Consider the following 15,912-nt stretch of genomic DNA (forward strand, 5'->3'; position numbering starts at 1 on the left):
AGTTTTTTTGCCATGGGAGCCAACTGACATGGAGCGTCTGACCCGCATTCTGGCCGCACTCACCCGCTGGGGGTTGGGCCTGTGCGCGCTGGCACTGGTGTTGATGGCGTTGTACGTCAGCCTCGGCCGGGAACTGGCGCCGCTGGTGGCCGAGTACCGCGCCGACGTCGAGCAGAAGGCCGGCGCCGCCCTCGGCATGCCGCTGCAGATCGGCGAGCTTGAAGGTGACTGGAGCGGATTCGCGCCGATCCTGCTGGCCCACGACGTGACGGTCGGCGAGGGCGCCAACACCCTGCGCCTGGACCGGGTGCGTGCGGTGCCGGACCTGTGGGCCAGCCTGTTGGCCCGGGAAGTGCGCATCGCCCACCTCGAACTCAACGGCCTGAAGATCAGCCTCAAGGAAGGCGAAGACGGCCAATGGGCACTGGAAGGGTTACCGGTCAAGCAGGACCAGCCGCTGGATCCGCAGCAGCTGTTCGACCGCATGCAGATCGTGCAGCAACTGTCCGTGCTCGACAGCCAGGTGACCTTGCAGCCGCTCGATCACGCGCCGCTGACCTTCACCTACGTCGGCCTCAACCTCAAGACCGGCGCCGTCCGCCAGCGGCTGGACGTGCGTCTGACCCTGCCCGACGGCCAGCCGGTGGCCACCAGCCTGCGTACGCGGATCCGCGCCGGCCAGTGGCAGGACAGCGCCGTCGAAGGCTACCTGAGCCTGCCGCAGAGCGATTGGGCCAAATGGCTGCCCGAGCGCCTGACCCAGCAGTGGAACTTCTCCGAGATCAAGGCCGGCGGCGAACTGTGGGTCGACTGGCGCGAAGGCACGCTGCAGAGCGCCGCCCTGCGTCTGAACGCGCCGCAGCTGACCGGCGCCTATGCCGAGCGCAAGCCGATCCGGATCGACAACCTGGCCCTCAACGCTTACTACGAGCGCAACCGCGACGGCGCCACTGTCACCCTCGATTCTCTGGCGATGAACTTCGGCGAAACCCGCTGGGAGTCCCGGGTGCAGATCAAGCAGACCGCCGCCAGCGACAAGGCCGAAGAACTGTGGCACCTGCAGGCCGACCGGATCGACCTGACGCCGATCACGCCGTTGCTCAATGCCCTGGGGCCGTTGCCGCAAGGGTTCGCCACGGTGGTCGAGCGCCTGAAGGTGACCGGCGGACTGCGCAACGTGCTGCTGGATGTGCGCCCCAACGCCACCGATGACTCACGATTCAGCTTCGCCGCCAACCTCGACCGGGTCGGCTTCGACGCCTACCACGGCGCCCCGGCGGCGCGGAACGTCAGCGGCAGCCTCAGCGGCAACTTGGGCGGCGGCGAACTGCGGATGGACAGCAAGGACTTCGTCCTGCACCTGGACCCGATCTTCGCCAAGCCGTGGCAGTACATCCAGGCCAACGCCCGCTTGACCTGGAAGCTCGACAAGGAAGGCTTCACCCTGATCGCGCCGTACCTGAAGGTGCTCGGCGAAGAGGGCAAGATCGCCGGCGACTTCCTGATCCGCCTGCATTTCGACCACGACCAGGAAGACTACATGGACTTGCGCGTCGGCCTGGTGGACGGCGACGGACGCTACACCGCCAAGTACCTGCCCCAGGTCCTGAACCCGGCGGTCGACGAATGGCTGCGTACCGCGATCCTCAAGGGCGCGGTGGATCAGGGCTTCTTTCAGTACCAAGGTTCGCTGAACAAGGGCGCGGCCGACGCAGACCGCAGCATCAGCCTGTTCTTCAAGGTGCATGACGCCGAACTCGCGTTCCAGCCGGGCTGGCCCCATGTGAGCAAGGTCAGCGGCGACGTGTTCATCGAGGACAGCGGCATCCGGATCGTGGCGCAGAAGGGCCAGTTGCTCGACACCCAGGTCAGCGACGTGTTCGTCAACATTCCCCACGCGCCGGAAGGCGAACACAGCCATTTGCTCCTCGACGGCGCGTTCGCCGGCGGACTGGGCGACGGTCTGAAGATCCTTCAGGAAGCGCCGATCGGCACCGCCGAGACCTTCGCCGGATGGGAGGGCGAGGGCGAACTGACCGGCAAGCTGAAGCTGGACGTGCCGCTGGCCAAGGGCGATGCGCCGAAGATCCTCGTCGACTTCAAGCCGGCCAACGCGCGGCTGAAGCTGGCCGAGCCCAAGCTTGAGCTGACCCAGCTCAAGGGCGATTTCCGGTTCGACAGCGCCAAGGGCCTGAGCGGGCAGAACATCGCTGCACGGGCGTTCGACAAACCGGTGACCGCGCAGATCTTCGCCGACGGCGGCCCGGGCCGGCTCAAGACCCGCGTGGCCGCCTCCGGACAAGTAGAGGTGAAGAAACTCACCGACTGGCTCGGCGTGACCCAGCCGCTGCCGGTGTCCGGCACGGTTCCCTATCAGTTGCAGGTGAACCTGGACGGCGCCGACAGCCAGTTGATGGTCAGCTCCAGCCTCAAGGGCGTGGCGGTGGATCTGCCGGCGCCGTTCGGCCTGCCGGCCAGCACCGGACGCGACACGGTGTTCCGCATGACCCTGCAAGGGCCGGAGCGGCGCTACTGGGTCAATTACGATCAGTTGGCCAATTTCACCTTCGCGGCGCCGCCGGGCAATTTCGCCGACGGCCGCGGTGAACTGTTCCTCGGCGCGGGCGAGGCGGTGCTGCCCGGCGGCAAGGGCCTGCGGGTGCGCGGCGTGCTGTCGGAGCTGGACGTCAAGCCGTGGCAGGACCTGGTGGACAAGTACGCCGGCAAGGATCCGGGCGGCAGCGCCAGGCAACTGCTGAGCAGCGCCGACTTCAAGGTCGACAGGCTCACGGCGTTCGGCACCACGCTGGATCAGGCGTCGGTGCAGCTCAACCGCAAGGCGGGCGCCTGGGCGCTGGCGCTGGACAGCCGGCAGGCCAAGGGCACGGTCGCGATTCCCGACGCCAACGGCGCGCCGATCGCGGTGAACCTGCAATACGTGCGCCTGCCGGCGCCGGATCCGGCGGTGCAGGCTGACGAGAACGCGCCCGATCCTCTGGCCTCGGTCGATCCGAGCAAGATTCCGGCGCTGGACATCACCGTCAACCAGCTGTTCCAGGGCCAGGACCTGGTGGGCGGCTGGTCGCTCAAAGTGCGGCCGACCGCCAAGGGCATCGCCCTGAGCAACCTGGACCTGGGTCTCAAGGGCATCCTGCTGCAGGGCAGCGGCGGCTGGGAAGGCACGCCGGGCAACACGAACAGTTGGTACAAGGGCCGGATCGGCGGCAAAAACCTCGCCGACGTGCTCAAGGGCTGGGGGTTCGCGCCGAGCGTGACCAGCGAAGAGTTCCACATGGACGTCGACGGCCGCTGGCCGGGTTCGCCGGCGTGGCTGGCGACCAAGCGCTTCTCCGGCACCCTCGATGCGTCGCTGAACAAGGGCCAGTTCGTCGAGGTGGAAGGGGGCGCCCAGGCGCTGCGGGTGTTCGGCCTGCTCAACTTCAACTCCATCGGCCGGCGCCTGCGCCTGGACTTCTCCGACCTGTTCGGCAAAGGCCTGAGCTATGACCGGGTCAAGGGCCTGCTGGTGGCGACCAACGGCGTCTACGTGACCCGCGAACCGATCCTGCTGACCGGGCCGTCGAGCAACATTGAGCTCAACGGCACCCTGGACCTGGTCGGCGACCAGGTGGACGCCCGGCTGCTGGTGACCTTGCCGGTGACCAACAACCTGCCGATCGCGGCGCTGATCGTGGGGGCGCCGGCGGTCGGCGGTGCGCTGTTTCTGATCGACAAGCTGATCGGCGACCGCGTGGCGCGGTTCGCCAGCGTCAAGTACACGGTCAAGGGGCCGTGGAAAGAGCCGAAAATCACCTTCGACAAGCCCTTTTGAACAGCCAGGCCCGGCACCGATGGAGTAGCATGGCCGCAAACCTCTTGCGGAGTGCGCCATGTCTTTAGCGGTGATTCAAATGGTCAGCCAGAGCGATGTGCCGGCCAACCTGCGCGATGCCCGGCGCCTGCTTGAGCAGGCGGCCGAAGCGGGCGCGAAGCTGGCGGTGCTGCCGGAGAACTTCGCCGCCATGGGCCGTCGCGACATCGCCGACATCGGCCGTGCCGAAGCGCTGGGCGAGGGGCCGATCCTGCCGTGGTTGAAACAGACCGCGCGCGACCTCAGGTTATGGATCGTGGCCGGCACGTTGCCGCTGCCACCGGTGGGCCAGCCTGCGGCGAAGTCCCATGCCTGCTCGCTGTTGGTCGATGACCAGGGCGAAATCGTTGCGCGGTACGACAAGCTGCACCTGTTCGATGTCGATGTGGCGGACAATCGCGGCCGTTACCGCGAATCCGATGACTATGCTTATGGCAGCGGCGTGGTGGTGGCGGACACGCCGGTGGGCCGGCTGGGGCTGACGGTGTGCTACGACCTGCGCTTCCCGGAGCTCTACAGCGAACTGCGGGCCGCCGGCGCCGAGCTGATCACCGCGCCGTCGGCCTTCACGGCGGTGACCGGCGCCGCGCACTGGGATGTGCTGATCCGCGCACGGGCCATCGAGACCCAGTGCTATGTGCTGGCGGCGGCCCAGGGCGGGATGCATCCGGGCCCGCGCGAGACTTTCGGCCACGCAGCCATCATCGACCCGTGGGGCCGCGTGCTGGCGCAACAGGACACCGGCGAGGCCGTGCTGCTGGCCGAGCGCGACAGCAGCGAACAGGCGTCCATCCGGGCGCGGATGCCGGTGGCCACTCACCGGCGGTTTTTCTCGCAGGGCGCGCAGCGGCCTGCCTCAGAACACGAATTTAAGGCGTAGAACCTATGAGCGAGTTGTTGTCCTCAGTCAGTGACCACCTGTTGGCGCCCGGCGGCGTGACCATCGAGAGCCTGCAAGGCGTGCTCGGTGACCTGGCCGGCCCCGGCATCGATGCCGCCGACCTGTACTTCCAGGGGCAGATTTCCGAGTCCTGGTCGCTGGAAGACGGCATCGTCAAGGAAGGCAGCTTCAACCTCGACCAGGGCGTCGGCGTACGGGCGCAGTCCGGCGAGAAGACCGGCTTCGCCTACAGCAACGCCATCACCCTGGAAGCGCTGGGCGCGGCGGCCCGTGCGGCCCGCTCGATCTCCCGCGCCGGTCAGGACGGCAAGGTGCAGGCGTTCACCACCCAGGACGTCGCGCAGCTGTACGCGCCGGACAATCCGCTGGAAGTGCTGAGCCGCGCCGAGAAGGTCGACCTGCTCAAGCGCATCGACGTCGCCACCCGCGCCCTCGACCCGCGCATCCAGCAGGTCAGCGTGAGCATGGCCGGCGTCTGGGAGCGGATCATGGTGGCGTCCACCGACGGCGGGCTGGCGGCGGACGTGCGGCCGCTGGTGCGCTTCAACGTCAGCGTGATCGTCGAGCAGAACGGTCGCCGCGAACGGGGTGGCCATGGCGGCGGCGGGCGTACCGACTACCGCTATTTCCTCGCCGAAGACCGTGCCATGGGCTACGCCCGTGAGGCCCTGCGCCAGGCGCTGGTCAACCTGGAAGCGATTCCGGCGCCGGCCGGCACGTTGCCGGTGGTGTTGGGTTCGGGCTGGTCCGGCGTGCTGCTGCACGAAGCGGTCGGCCATGGCCTGGAAGGCGACTTCAACCGCAAGGGCAGTTCGGCCTACAGCGGCCGGATGGGCGAAATGGTCGCCTCCAAACTCTGCACCATCGTCGATGACGGCACCTTGAGCGGTCGCCGCGGTTCCCTGAGCGTCGACGACGAAGGCACCCCGACCGAGTGCACCACCCTGATCGAGAACGGCGTGCTCAAGGGCTACATGCAGGACAAGCTCAACGCCCGCCTGATGGGCGTGGCCCGTACCGGCAACGGCCGGCGCGAGTCCTACGCGCACCTGCCGATGCCGCGGATGACCAACACCTACATGCTGGGCGGCGAAAGCGATCCGGCGGAAATCATCGCCTCGGTGAAGAAGGGCATCTACTGCGCCAACCTCGGCGGCGGCCAGGTAGACATCACCAGCGGCAAGTTCGTGTTCTCCACCAGCGAGGCGTACCTGATCGAGGACGGCAAGATCACCGCACCGGTCAAGGGCGCCACCCTGATCGGCAACGGCCCGGAGGCCATGAGCCGGGTGTCGATGGTCGGCAACGACCTGGCGCTGGACAGCGGCGTGGGCACCTGCGGCAAGGACGGGCAATCGGTGCCGGTGGGCGTGGGCCAGCCGACGCTGAAGATCGACGCGATCACCGTGGGCGGCACAGGCGCATAAGAAGGGATGGAGCGACGGGTGGCGCCTTGGGCGGCCACCCGGTGACGATGATCAACGCAGGCCGCGTTGGGTCTCGTCGAGCTCTCGGATGTACTTGAAGATTTTACGGCTGGAGGCCGGCGGCTTGTTACGCGCCACCTCGTGCTGGGCCTGACGGATCAGGGAGCGCAGTTGCTGACGGTCGGTCTCCGGGTATTCGGCGACGAACTTCTCCAGCACCGCGTCGTCACCGCCGATCAGGCGGTCGCGCCAGCGTTCGAGGTTGTGGAAACGCTCGTTGTACTGGCGGGTGGAAGCGTCGAGCTGGTCGAGCAGCACCAGGATGGCGTCGGTGTCCTGGTCGCGCATCAGCTTGCCGATGAACTGCAGGTGCCGTTTGCGTGCGATGTGCGCCACGTGCTTGGGCGCATCGGCCAGGGCCCGGCGCAACGGGTCGGTCAACGGCAGCTTGGCCAGCAAGTCGGGCTTGAGGGTCGTGAGGCGCTCGCCGAGGTCAACCAGAGCATGCAGCTCGCGTTTGACCTGGGATTTGCTTTTTTCTCCCGTATCGAGGGAGTCGTCGTAAGAATCAACCATGGTGGCAGTCCGCAAAGAAACGCCGCCATGATAACCAGTCGGGGGCCGCTTGTCCGGCCCGGTCGCTCGATGGCCCCAGCCGAAAGCAGAATTTGAGTGGAGATGAGCATGAGTGCAGTTGAAAGCGTCGGCCCGCAGGCATTGCCGGCCCTGCAGGAACAGGTCGAGCAGATCATCGCCGAAGCCAAGCGCCAAGGGGCCAGCGCCTGCGAAGTGGCGGTGTCGCTTGAGCAGGGGCTGTCGACGTCGGTGCGTCAGCGCGAAGTCGAGACGGTCGAGTTCAACCGCGACCAGGGCTTCGGCATCACCTTGTATGTCGGCCAGCGCAAAGGTTCGGCCAGCACCTCGGCGACCGGGCCTGACGCGATCCGCGAAACCGTCGCCGCCGCGCTGGCCATCGCCAAGCACACCTCCGAGGACGAAGCCTCCGGCCTGGCCGACGCCGCGCTGATGGCCAGGGACGTCCAGGATTTCGACCTGTTCCACGCCTGGGACATCACCCCCGAGCAGGCCATCGAGAAAGCCTTGATCTGCGAGGCGGCGGCGTTCGACGCCGATGCGCGGATCAGGAACGCCGACGGCACGACGCTGAGCACCCATCAGGGCTGCCGCGTCTACGGCAACAGCCACGGCTTCGTCGGCGGCTACGCCTCGACCCGGCACAGCCTCAGCTGTGTGATGATCGCCGAGGCCGACGGCCAGATGCAGCGCGACTACTGGTATGACGTGAACCGTCAGGGCAACTTGCTGGCGGATCCGGTGAGCATCGGCCAGCGGGCCGCGCAGCGGGCGGCGAGCCGTCTGGGCGCACGTCCCGTGCCGACCTGCGAAGTGCCGGTGCTGTTTTCGGCAGAACTGGCTGGCGGCCTGTTCGGCAGTTTCCTGTCGGCGGTGTCCGGCGGCAGCCTGTACCGCAAGGCGTCGTTCCTTGAAGGCACGCTGGGGCAGCAGCTGTTTCCGGAATGGCTGACCATCGATGAGCGCCCGCACCTGATGCGCGCCATGGGCAGCGCGGCCTACGACGGCGACGGTCTGGCGACCTACGCCAAGCCGTTCGTCGAAAAGGGTGAGCTGGTGTCGTACATCCTCGGCACCTATTCCGGCCGCAAGCTCGGCATGCCGAGCACCGCCAACGCCGGCGGCGTGCACAACCTGTTCGTCACCCATGGCGACGAGGATCAGGCGGCGCTGCTGCGGCGCATGGGCCGGGGCCTGCTGGTCACCGAACTGATGGGCCACGGCCTGAACATGGTCACCGGCGACTACTCGCGCGGAGCGGCGGGGTACTGGGTCGAGAACGGCGAAATCCAGTTCGCGGTGCAGGAAGTGACCATCGCCGGCAACCTGCGCGACATGTTCAAGCAGATTGTCGCGGTGGGCAACGATCTGGAACTTCGCAGCAATATCCGCACAGGATCGGTGCTGATCGAGCGGATGACCGTCGCGGGCAGCTAAGCTCGACCGTTGCGCAAAAAGGCGCGTCACCCCAGCGGGTGGCGCGCCTTTTTTGTGTCCTGCAATACCGGGTCTCCGGGGAAGCGCCTGCATTGACGCCATCGCCAGCAGGGCTGGCTCCCACCGTTTTTGCCTGAATCAGCAAAATTTGGGCGCTCTTGTTTTGGTTCTCATTATCAACTAATAATAAATCTCATTATCGGATGAGCCAGGAATCATGAGTTCTGCCTTGCACGAGCAGCCTTACCTCGAAAGCTGGCGCTGGATGAGCCGCCAGATCCGCTGTGCGATGGATCCGGACGAGCCGCGCCTGATCGAACATTACCTCGCCGAGGGCCGCTACCTGGCCTGCTGCACGACGACGTCGCCCTGGACGATCGCCGAAACCGCTTTCCGTCTGCTGATGGACACCGCCAACGACATCGCCTTGCCGTGGCATTGGCGCAGCCTGTGCCTCGACCAGGCCTGGCGCCCCCTGCGTGAGATGGAGCGCCTCTCGCTGTGCAAATGCCGGCTCAAGCGCTGGCAAAGCTTCACCTGGCAACTGGCGACCTGCGAGTTGCTTCCCTCGATTCCCCTCATTGAACTAGTCCAAGGATTCACCGATGACCAAGACACGTATTGAGCGCGACAGCATGGGCGAACTGCAGGTGCCGGCGGACGCGCTCTACGGCGCGCAGACCCAGCGGGCGGTGGATAACTTCCCGATCAGCGGCAAGCCGATGCCCACCCAGTTCGTCCGTGCGCTGATCCTGGCCAAGGCCGCCGCCGCCCGGGCCAACGTCGAACTCAACCAGCTCAGCGCCGCTCAAGGCAAGGCCATCAGCGATGCCGCCCAAGGCTTGCTCGAAGGCGACTTCATGCAGCATTTCCCGGTGGATGTCTTCCAGACCGGCTCCGGCACCAGTTCCAACATGAACGCCAACGAAGTGATCGCAACCCTGGCCAGCCGTCTGCTGGGCGAGCCGGTCAACCCGAACGATCACGTCAATTGCGGCCAGAGCAGCAACGACATCATCCCGACCACCATCCACGTCAGCGCCGCCCTGGCCCTGCACGAGCAACTGCTGCCGGCGCTGCTGCACCTGGTGCAGGTGATCGAGCACAAGGCCGTTCAGGTCCATCACCACGTGAAAACCGGCCGCACGCACCTGATGGATGCCATGCCCGTGCGCATGAGTCAGGTGCTCAACGGCTGGGCGCAGCAGCTCAAGGCCAACGTCGGCCATCTGCAGAACCTGTTGCCGAGCCTGCAGTCCCTGGCCCAGGGCGGCACGGCGGTCGGCACCGGGATCAACGCGCATCCGGAGTTCGCCGGGCGTTTCAGCCGTCACCTGAGCCAGCTCACCCACGTGCAGTTCACGCCGGGCAAGGATCTGTTTGCGCTGATCGGCTCGCAGGACACCGCCGTCGCCGTCTCCGGCCAGTTGAAGGCCACCGCCGTGTCGCTGATGAAAATCGCCAACGACCTGCGTTGGATGAACTCGGGCCCCTTGGCCGGCCTGGGTGAGATCGAGCTGGAAGGCTTGCAGCCGGGCTCGTCGATCATGCCCGGCAAGGTCAACCCGGTGATTCCGGAAGCCACCGCCATGGTCGCCGCGCAAGTGATCGGCAATGACGCGGCCATCACCGTCGCCGGCCAGTCGGGCAATTTCGAGCTGAACGTGATGCTGCCGATCATCGCCCAGAACCTGCTCGGCAGCATCGAACTGCTGGCCAACGCCAGTCGGCTGCTGGGCGACAAAGCCATCGCCAGCTTCAAGGTCAACGAGTCGCGCCTCAAGGAAGCGCTCTCGCGCAACCCGATCCTGGTGACCGCGCTCAACCCGATCATCGGTTACCAGAAGGCCGCCGAAATCGCCAAGCAGGCCTACAAGCAGGGCCGCGCGGTGATCGACGTCGCGCTGGAGCACACCGACCTGTCGCGCAGCGAACTGGAAGCGTTGCTCAACCCCGAAAAACTCACCGCCGGCGGCGTGTAAGCGCCGCACCGCTTTGGAGGTTCACCATGGAGCACTGGAAACGCACGATCGAACGGGCCAATCGCTGCTTCATGCTGGGCGAACTGATCGATGCCCGCGAAGCCTACCTGCAAGCCCTGGCCCTGGCTCAGGTGCTGTTCGAGCGCTGGGCGGACGCCGACGAAGCGGTGGCGGCCTGTGTCATCTCGCACCACAACCTGGCGGATCTGCACCTGCGCCTGAACCAGCCGGAGGAGAGCGCCGAATACCTGTGCGCCATCCATCAGCGGCTGCTGCAGGCCATGCAGGACGAACGCCTGCGCCCGGCCCTGCGCGAAGCGGCGCTGCGCCAGAGCAGCAAGACCTATGTCGAGCTGCTCAATTTCATCAGCGAGCACGGCGAATACCCGCGCACCCAGCGTCTGCTGCATCCGGACGCCGGCAATGCGCGCCGGCCGTCGGTTTCACATCACCATGGAGTCCATTGAAATGGCTTTTACCCTGCCTGCCTTGCCTTACGCCTACGACGCGCTTGAGCCGCACATCGACGCGCAGACCATGGAGATCCACTACACCAAGCATCACCAGACCTACATCAACAACCTCAACGCCGCCGTCGAGGGCACGGAATACGCCGGGTGGCCGGTGGAACGGCTGGTCGCCAGCGTCCGGCAACTGCCGGAAAGCCTGCGGGCGGCGGTGATCAACCAGGGCGGCGGCCACGCCAACCATTCGCTGTTCTGGGAAGTGATGGTGCCCGACGGCGGCGGTGCGCCGGACGGCGCGCTGGCCGAGGCCATCGACGAGCAACTGGGCGGCCTCGACGCGTTCAAGGAAGCATTCACCAAAGCGGCGTTGACCCGTTTCGGCAGCGGCTGGGCCTGGCTCAGCGTCACCCCGGAGAAAAAACTGCTGGTGGAGAGCAGCGGCAACCAGGACAGCCCGTTGATGAACGGCAACACGCCGATCCTCGGCCTCGACGTCTGGGAACACGCCTACTACCTGCGCTACCAGAACCGCCGGCCGGAATACATCAGTGCGTTCTACAACGTGATCAATTGGCCGGAAGTCGCTGCGCGCTATCAGGCGGCGCTGGCTTGAGTCCCCGATAAAAACCATTCAAGGCTGACTATGGGCACTGGAACACTGGCGATCGGCGGCGGGCGGATGTTCCGTTACGCGTTCGGCTCGCTGCTGCTGTTGGCGGGCATGACCTTGCTGGTCGCCCACGGGCTGGAATGGCTGGATCTTGAGCCGAGACTGTCGCGGGCATTGCAGGGCGGTGCGGTCTGCGCCCTCGGCACGGCGCTGGGGGCCGTGCCGGTGCTGGTGATCCGGCGCATGCCGCAGGCGCTTAGCGATTCTTTGCTGGGGTTCGGCGCCGGCGTGATGCTGGCGGCGACGGCGTTTTCGCTGATCGTGCCGGGCATCGCCGCCGCCGAGGGCCTGGGCATGACGCCGTGGGGCGCCAGCGGCCTGATCTGCCTGGGCATCCTGTCCGGTGCGTTCGGGCTGTACCTGGTGGATCGCCGGGTTTCCGGCGCGACCCCGGAAATGCTCGTCGGCACCGTCGAACACCCGGTGATCCCGCCGCGCATCTGGCTGTTCGTGTTCGCCATCATCGCCCACAACATCCCGGAAGGCATGGCCGTGGGCGTGTCGGCCGGCGGCGGCATGCCGGATGCGGACAGCCTGGCCATGGGCATTGCCTTGCAGGATGTGCCGGAAGGGCTGGTGATCGCCTTGGTGCTCGCCGGGGCGGGGATGTCGCGCATGAAAGCGTTCCTGATCGGTGCCGCCTCAGGGCTGGTGGAGCCGGTGTTTGCGCTGCTGTGCGCGTGGCTGGTCAGCCTTGCGCAGGTGCTGTTGCCGTTGGGGCTGGCGTTGGCCGCAGGGGCGATGCTGCTGGTGGTGACCCACGAAGTGATTCCGGAGTCGCGGCGCAACGGCCATGACAAGCTGGCCAGCCTGGGATTGCTGGTGGGCTTCTGTCTGATGATGGTGATGGATACGGCGTTGGGGTGAATCTCAGGAGGGCGCCTTCGCTCCCTCCTGACGAATACGGTCTCAGCCGCCTTCGTCGAAATAGTTGTTGATCAGCGCCACCAGCGCATCCATGGCTTCTTTCTCTTGATGCCCTTCGGTGCTCAGGTGGATCTTGGTGCCCTTGCCGGCGGCCAGCATCATCATGGCCATGATGCTCTTGCCGTCCACCGTGGTTTCCGGCGTGCGGCCGACCCTGATCGTGCAATCCGGGAACTGGCCGGCGACACCGACGAACTTGGCCGATGCCCGGGCATGCAGACCCAGTTTGTTGATGATTTCGATTTCCAGAGCAGGCATCGCGGTGTGGATCCTTTAGGTGAGGTCGCGGTGGCGGACCTGGACGTTCTTCAGGGTTTTCTGCAGCGCCTGGCCCAGGCGCTCGGTCAGGTAGACGGAGCGGTGGTGCCCGCCGGTGCAGCCGATGGCAATGGTGACGTAGGCGCGGTTGCTGGCGGCAAAGCGTGGCAGCCACTTGAGCAGGTAGGCGTAGATGTCCTGGAACATCTCCTCGACCTCCGGCTGCGCCGCGAGGTATTCGGCCACCGGCTCGTCCAGGCCGGACTGTGCGCGCAGTTCGGGCTTCCAGTACGGATTGGGCAGGCAGCGTACATCGAACACCAGGTCGGCATCCACCGGCATGCCGCGTTTGAAACCGAACGACTCCACCAGGAACGCCGTACCGGGCTCCGGCTGGTTCAGCAGGCGCAGCTTGATGGTGTCACGCAGCTGGTACAGGTTCAGGCTGGTGGTGTTGACCTTAAGGTCCGCCAGGTCGGCGATGGGGCCGAGCAAGGCCGTTTCGTCTTCGATGGCTTCGGCCAGCGAACGGTTGGCGCTGCTCAGCGGGTGGCGCCGGCGGGTTTCCGAGAAGCGCTTGAGCAGGGTTTCCTCGTCGGCGTCCAGGTAGAGGACGTCGCACTGGATATGCCGGCTGCGGACTTCTTCGAGCAGTTCGGGAAAACGCGACAGGTGGCTCGGCAGGTTGCGCGCATCGATGGAGACGGCGACCAGCGGCTGCGACAGTTCGGTATGGATCAACGCACGCTCGGCCAGATCCGGCAGCAGGCCGGCCGGCAGGTTGTCGATGCAGTAGTAACCGTTGTCCTCCAGGACATCCAGTGCGGTGCTTTTACCCGAGCCGGAACGGCCGCTGACGATGATCAGACGCATGGTTACTGCCCGTTCTGCTCGTTCAGGACAACCTGATACAAGTCTTTGTTGCTGGCGGCGCGACGCAGTTTTTCGCGTACTTCCTTGCGGTCGAGCATGCTGGCGATCTGGCGCAGCAGCTCCAGGTGCGCATCGGTGGCGGCTTCCGGAACCAGCAGGACGAACAGCAGGTCGACCGGGGCGCCGTCGATGGCGTCGAAATCGATGGGGGCTTCAAGGTGCATCAGCGCGCTGATGGGCGACTCGCAACCCTTGAGGCGGCAGTGCGGAATGGCGATGCCGTTGCCGAAGCCGGTGGAACCGAGCTTCTCACGGGCGACCAGTGCCTCGAAGACATCTTGCATCTCCAGATCCGGCACTTCCCGGGCGATCAGGTTGGCAATTTGTTCGAGGGCTTTCTTTTTGCTGCCGCCCGGCACGTTCACGAGGGAACGGCCGGGGGTCAGGATACTTTCAAGTCGGATCATGGAGTGGGGGGTTATCGACCGGTAGCGCCCTGAAGGACTTTCTGGGTCTTTTCCTTATGCGTTTTGAGTTGGCGATCCAGTTTGTCGGTCAGGAGGTCAATGGCTGCGTACATGTCGTCATGTTCGGCATTGGCCACCACTTCCTTACCCGGCACATGCAGCGTGGCTTCGATTTTCTGTTTGAGCTTCTCGACGGTCATGATCACCTGAACGTTGGTGATCTTGTCGAAATGTCCCTCGATCTTCTTGAGCTTGGACTCGACGTACTCGCGCAGAGGGGCGGTCACTTCCAGTTGGTGTCCACTGATGTTGACTTGCATACAGCTTCTCCTTCGTTGCCAGTGCATAAAGCGGCAGGCGGGATAGCCTGCCACTGGAACGCTGTAACGTGGCTTACATCAACCGCTTGCGTTCGCTCGAAGGCGCGATCCCGAGGGATTCACGGTACTTGGCGACGGTGCGGCGAGCCACCTGAATGCCTTGTGCCTCCAGTAAACCAGCGATCTTGCTGTCGCTCAACGGCTTTTTCTGATTTTCCGCGGCAACCAGTTTCTTGATGATCGCGCGGATCGCCGTGGACGAGCATTCGCCGCCTTCGGAGGTGCTGACGTGGCTGGAGAAAAAGTATTTCAGCTCATAAATGCCCCGGGGGGTATGCATGAACTTTTGCGTGGTCACCCGGGAAATCGTCGACTCGTGCATGCCCACCGCTTCGGCGATGTCGTGCAGCACCAGGGGTTTCATGGCTTCGTCGCCGTACTCCAGGAAGCCGCGCTGATGCTCGACGATCTGGGTCGCCACTTTCATCAGGGTCTCGTTGCGGCTCTGCAGGCTCTTGATGAACCAGCGCGCCTCCTGCAACTGGTTGCGCATGAAAGTGTTGTCGGCGCTGGTGTCGGCGCGGCGCACGAAGCCGGCGTACTGGGCGTTGACCCGCAGGCGCGGCACGGATTCCTGGTTCAGCTCGACCAGCCAGCGTTCGTTGTCCTTGCGCACGATGACGTCCGGCACCACGTACTCGGCCTCGGACGACTCGATCTGCGAGCCCGGACGCGGATTGAGGCTCTGCACCAGCTCGATGACCTGGCGCAGTTCGTCTTCCTTGAGCTTCATGCGCCGCATCAGCTGGCTGTAGTCGCGGCTGCCGAGCAGGTCGATGAAGTCGGTGACCAGGCGCTTGGCCTCTGTCAGCCACGGGGTCTTGGCCGGCAGTTGGCGCAATTGCAGCAGCAGGCATTCGCCGAGGTTGCGGGCACCGATGCCCGCCGGTTCGAACTGCTGGATGCGGTGCAGGACGGCTTCGATCTCGTCGAGCTCGATGTCCAGCTCCGGATCGAACGCGTCGAGGATTTCTTCGAGGGATTCGTCGAGGTAGCCCTGATTGTTGATGCAGTCGATCAGGGTGACGGCGATCAGACGGTCGGTGTCCGACATCGGCGCCAGGTTGAGCTGCCACAGCAGGTGGCTTTGCAGGCTCTCGCCGGCGGAGGTGCGGGTGGTGAAGTCCCACTCGTCGTCATCGTTGCCGGGCAGGCTGCTGGCGCTGGTCTGGTAGACGTCTTCCCAGGCGGTGTCGACCGGCAGTTCGTTGGGGATGCGCTCGCTCCATTCGCCGTCCTCGAGGCTGTCCACCGTCGGCGCCGCCTCTTGGTAGGCCGGTTCCTGGATCTCGGTGTTGGGCTTCTGTTCGGCGTTGTCGGCCATGGGGTCGGAACTGTCGAAGTCGTCGCCGTCTTCCTGGCGTTCGAGCATCGGGTTGGATTCCAGGGCCTCCTGGATCTCCTGCTGCAGGTCCAGGGTCGACAATTGGAGCAGACGGATGGCCTGTTGCAGCTGCGGCGTCATCGTCAGCTGCTGGCCCATTCTCAAGACTAGCGATGGTTTCATGGCAGGGGCTTAACACCTTATTTGCCGGCGCACATGCGCCATCCACTACAGGGCGCCGAAGCGCCAAACTTAAGCAAATTATATGCCTGAAACTGAAGTGTTTGCCTAGAGCGCTGTAACAATTAAAGCGCATAAAACCGCGCTTGAATTG

At 65.2% G+C, this 15,912-nt stretch carries 15 protein-coding genes; 9 read left to right on the forward strand and 6 right to left on the reverse strand.

What is annotated here, in order from left to right; genetic code table 11:
* Positions 1-28: 28 nt before the first annotated feature.
* Genes CAG33_RS11210 through tldD form a run of 3 tightly spaced genes read left to right on the forward strand, consistent with a single transcriptional unit; the run spans position 29 to position 6,199 of the window.
* Entirely contained in the window at positions 29-3,832 is a 3,804-nt protein-coding gene (locus CAG33_RS11210) for a YhdP family protein (protein ID WP_085638411.1), read from the forward strand.
* Positions 3,833-3,890: 58 nt separating this feature from the next.
* Positions 3,891-4,751 carry a carbon-nitrogen hydrolase family protein gene (locus CAG33_RS11215; RefSeq protein WP_085578574.1) on the forward strand — a complete coding sequence of 287 codons (861 nt, stop codon included), beginning with the start codon at positions 3,891-3,893 and terminating at the stop codon, positions 4,749-4,751.
* 5 nt (positions 4,752-4,756) lie between these two features.
* Positions 4,757-6,199: a metalloprotease TldD gene (tldD, locus tag CAG33_RS11220; RefSeq protein WP_085638414.1), complete on the forward strand. Its 1,443-nt coding sequence runs from the start codon at positions 4,757-4,759 to the stop codon at positions 6,197-6,199.
* A gap of 51 nt (positions 6,200-6,250) precedes the next feature.
* Here tldD and yjgA read toward each other — a convergent pair whose 3' ends face one another.
* The gene (yjgA, locus tag CAG33_RS11225; protein WP_085578578.1) at positions 6,251-6,775 is read right to left on the reverse strand and encodes a ribosome biogenesis factor YjgA; all 525 of its coding nucleotides are present in this window, start codon (positions 6,773-6,775) and stop codon (positions 6,251-6,253) included.
* Positions 6,776-6,883: 108 nt separating this feature from the next.
* On the opposite strand from yjgA, the gene pmbA reads away from it, so the two are divergent.
* The 6 genes from pmbA to CAG33_RS11255 all read left to right on the forward strand — a co-directional run bounded on the left by pmbA (position 6,884) and on the right by CAG33_RS11255 (position 12,216).
* Complete coding sequence (gene pmbA / locus CAG33_RS11230; RefSeq protein ID WP_085578892.1) at positions 6,884-8,230, forward strand: metalloprotease PmbA; 1,347 nt, start codon at positions 6,884-6,886, stop codon at positions 8,228-8,230.
* A gap of 217 nt (positions 8,231-8,447) precedes the next feature.
* The gene (locus CAG33_RS11235) at positions 8,448-8,855 is read left to right on the forward strand and encodes a FagA protein (RefSeq protein ID WP_085578580.1); all 408 of its coding nucleotides are present in this window, start codon (positions 8,448-8,450) and stop codon (positions 8,853-8,855) included.
* Positions 8,836-10,212: an aspartate ammonia-lyase gene (locus CAG33_RS11240; protein WP_085638417.1), complete on the forward strand. Its 1,377-nt coding sequence runs from the start codon at positions 8,836-8,838 to the stop codon at positions 10,210-10,212. Before CAG33_RS11235 ends, CAG33_RS11240 begins: the two co-directional genes overlap by 20 nt.
* Before the next feature lie 26 nt (positions 10,213-10,238).
* On the forward strand, positions 10,239-10,679 hold the full coding sequence (locus tag CAG33_RS11245; protein WP_085578584.1) for a hypothetical protein: 441 nt from the start codon (positions 10,239-10,241) through the stop codon (positions 10,677-10,679).
* 1 nt (position 10,680) lies between these two features.
* On the forward strand, positions 10,681-11,292 hold the full coding sequence (locus CAG33_RS11250; protein WP_085631698.1) for a superoxide dismutase: 612 nt from the start codon (positions 10,681-10,683) through the stop codon (positions 11,290-11,292).
* Positions 11,293-11,322: 30 nt separating this feature from the next.
* Positions 11,323-12,216, forward strand: coding sequence for a ZIP family metal transporter (locus tag CAG33_RS11255; RefSeq protein ID WP_085638420.1), 894 nt, complete (start codon positions 11,323-11,325; stop codon positions 12,214-12,216).
* 42 nt (positions 12,217-12,258) lie between these two features.
* On the opposite strand, the gene CAG33_RS11260 is transcribed toward CAG33_RS11255, so the two are convergent.
* From CAG33_RS11260 to CAG33_RS11280, 5 genes are all read right to left on the reverse strand, one after another.
* A complete protein-coding gene (locus CAG33_RS11260; RefSeq protein ID WP_085578591.1) occupies positions 12,259-12,534 on the reverse strand; it encodes an HPr family phosphocarrier protein in 276 nt (91 codons plus the stop codon).
* 15 nt (positions 12,535-12,549) lie between these two features.
* Positions 12,550-13,407 carry an RNase adapter RapZ gene (gene rapZ / locus CAG33_RS11265; protein WP_085578593.1) on the reverse strand — a complete coding sequence of 286 codons (858 nt, stop codon included), beginning with the start codon at positions 13,405-13,407 and terminating at the stop codon, positions 12,550-12,552.
* Positions 13,408-13,409: 2 nt separating this feature from the next.
* On the reverse strand, positions 13,410-13,874 hold the full coding sequence (gene ptsN, locus CAG33_RS11270) for a PTS IIA-like nitrogen regulatory protein PtsN (RefSeq protein ID WP_085578595.1): 465 nt from the start codon (positions 13,872-13,874) through the stop codon (positions 13,410-13,412).
* Positions 13,875-13,885: 11 nt separating this feature from the next.
* A complete protein-coding gene (hpf, locus tag CAG33_RS11275) occupies positions 13,886-14,194 on the reverse strand; it encodes a ribosome hibernation-promoting factor, HPF/YfiA family (protein ID WP_085578597.1) in 309 nt (102 codons plus the stop codon).
* Between the two features lie 73 nt (positions 14,195-14,267).
* A complete protein-coding gene (locus CAG33_RS11280) occupies positions 14,268-15,761 on the reverse strand; it encodes an RNA polymerase factor sigma-54 (protein WP_085578599.1) in 1,494 nt (497 codons plus the stop codon).
* Positions 15,762-15,912: the final 151 nt, after the last annotated feature.

Source organism: Pseudomonas sp. B3(2017), from assembly GCF_002113595.1.
GTDB lineage: Bacteria > Pseudomonadota > Gammaproteobacteria > Pseudomonadales > Pseudomonadaceae > Aquipseudomonas > Aquipseudomonas ekonensis.

Excerpts from the sequence above, each read along its gene's own strand:
- CAG33_RS11210 (WP_085638411.1), top strand. The coding sequence starts at position 29 with ATGGAGCGTCTGACCCGCATTCTGGCCGCACTCACCCGCTGGGGGTTG.
- CAG33_RS11215 (WP_085578574.1), top strand. The coding sequence starts at position 3,891 with ATGTCTTTAGCGGTGATTCAAATGGTCAGCCAGAGCGATGTGCCGGCC.
- tldD (WP_085638414.1), top strand. The coding sequence starts at position 4,757 with ATGAGCGAGTTGTTGTCCTCAGTCAGTGACCACCTGTTGGCGCCCGGC.
- yjgA (WP_085578578.1), bottom strand. The coding sequence starts at position 6,775 with ATGGTTGATTCTTACGACGACTCCCTCGATACGGGAGAAAAAAGCAAA.
- pmbA (WP_085578892.1), top strand. The coding sequence starts at position 6,884 with ATGAGTGCAGTTGAAAGCGTCGGCCCGCAGGCATTGCCGGCCCTGCAG.
- CAG33_RS11235 (WP_085578580.1), top strand. The coding sequence starts at position 8,448 with ATGAGTTCTGCCTTGCACGAGCAGCCTTACCTCGAAAGCTGGCGCTGG.
- CAG33_RS11240 (WP_085638417.1), top strand. The coding sequence starts at position 8,836 with ATGACCAAGACACGTATTGAGCGCGACAGCATGGGCGAACTGCAGGTG.
- CAG33_RS11245 (WP_085578584.1), top strand. The coding sequence starts at position 10,239 with ATGGAGCACTGGAAACGCACGATCGAACGGGCCAATCGCTGCTTCATG.
- CAG33_RS11250 (WP_085631698.1), top strand. The coding sequence starts at position 10,681 with ATGGCTTTTACCCTGCCTGCCTTGCCTTACGCCTACGACGCGCTTGAG.
- CAG33_RS11255 (WP_085638420.1), top strand. The coding sequence starts at position 11,323 with ATGGGCACTGGAACACTGGCGATCGGCGGCGGGCGGATGTTCCGTTAC.
- CAG33_RS11260 (WP_085578591.1), bottom strand. The coding sequence starts at position 12,534 with ATGCCTGCTCTGGAAATCGAAATCATCAACAAACTGGGTCTGCATGCC.
- rapZ (WP_085578593.1), bottom strand. The coding sequence starts at position 13,407 with ATGCGTCTGATCATCGTCAGCGGCCGTTCCGGCTCGGGTAAAAGCACC.
- ptsN (WP_085578595.1), bottom strand. The coding sequence starts at position 13,874 with ATGATCCGACTTGAAAGTATCCTGACCCCCGGCCGTTCCCTCGTGAAC.
- hpf (WP_085578597.1), bottom strand. The coding sequence starts at position 14,194 with ATGCAAGTCAACATCAGTGGACACCAACTGGAAGTGACCGCCCCTCTG.
- CAG33_RS11280 (WP_085578599.1), bottom strand. The coding sequence starts at position 15,761 with ATGAAACCATCGCTAGTCTTGAGAATGGGCCAGCAGCTGACGATGACG.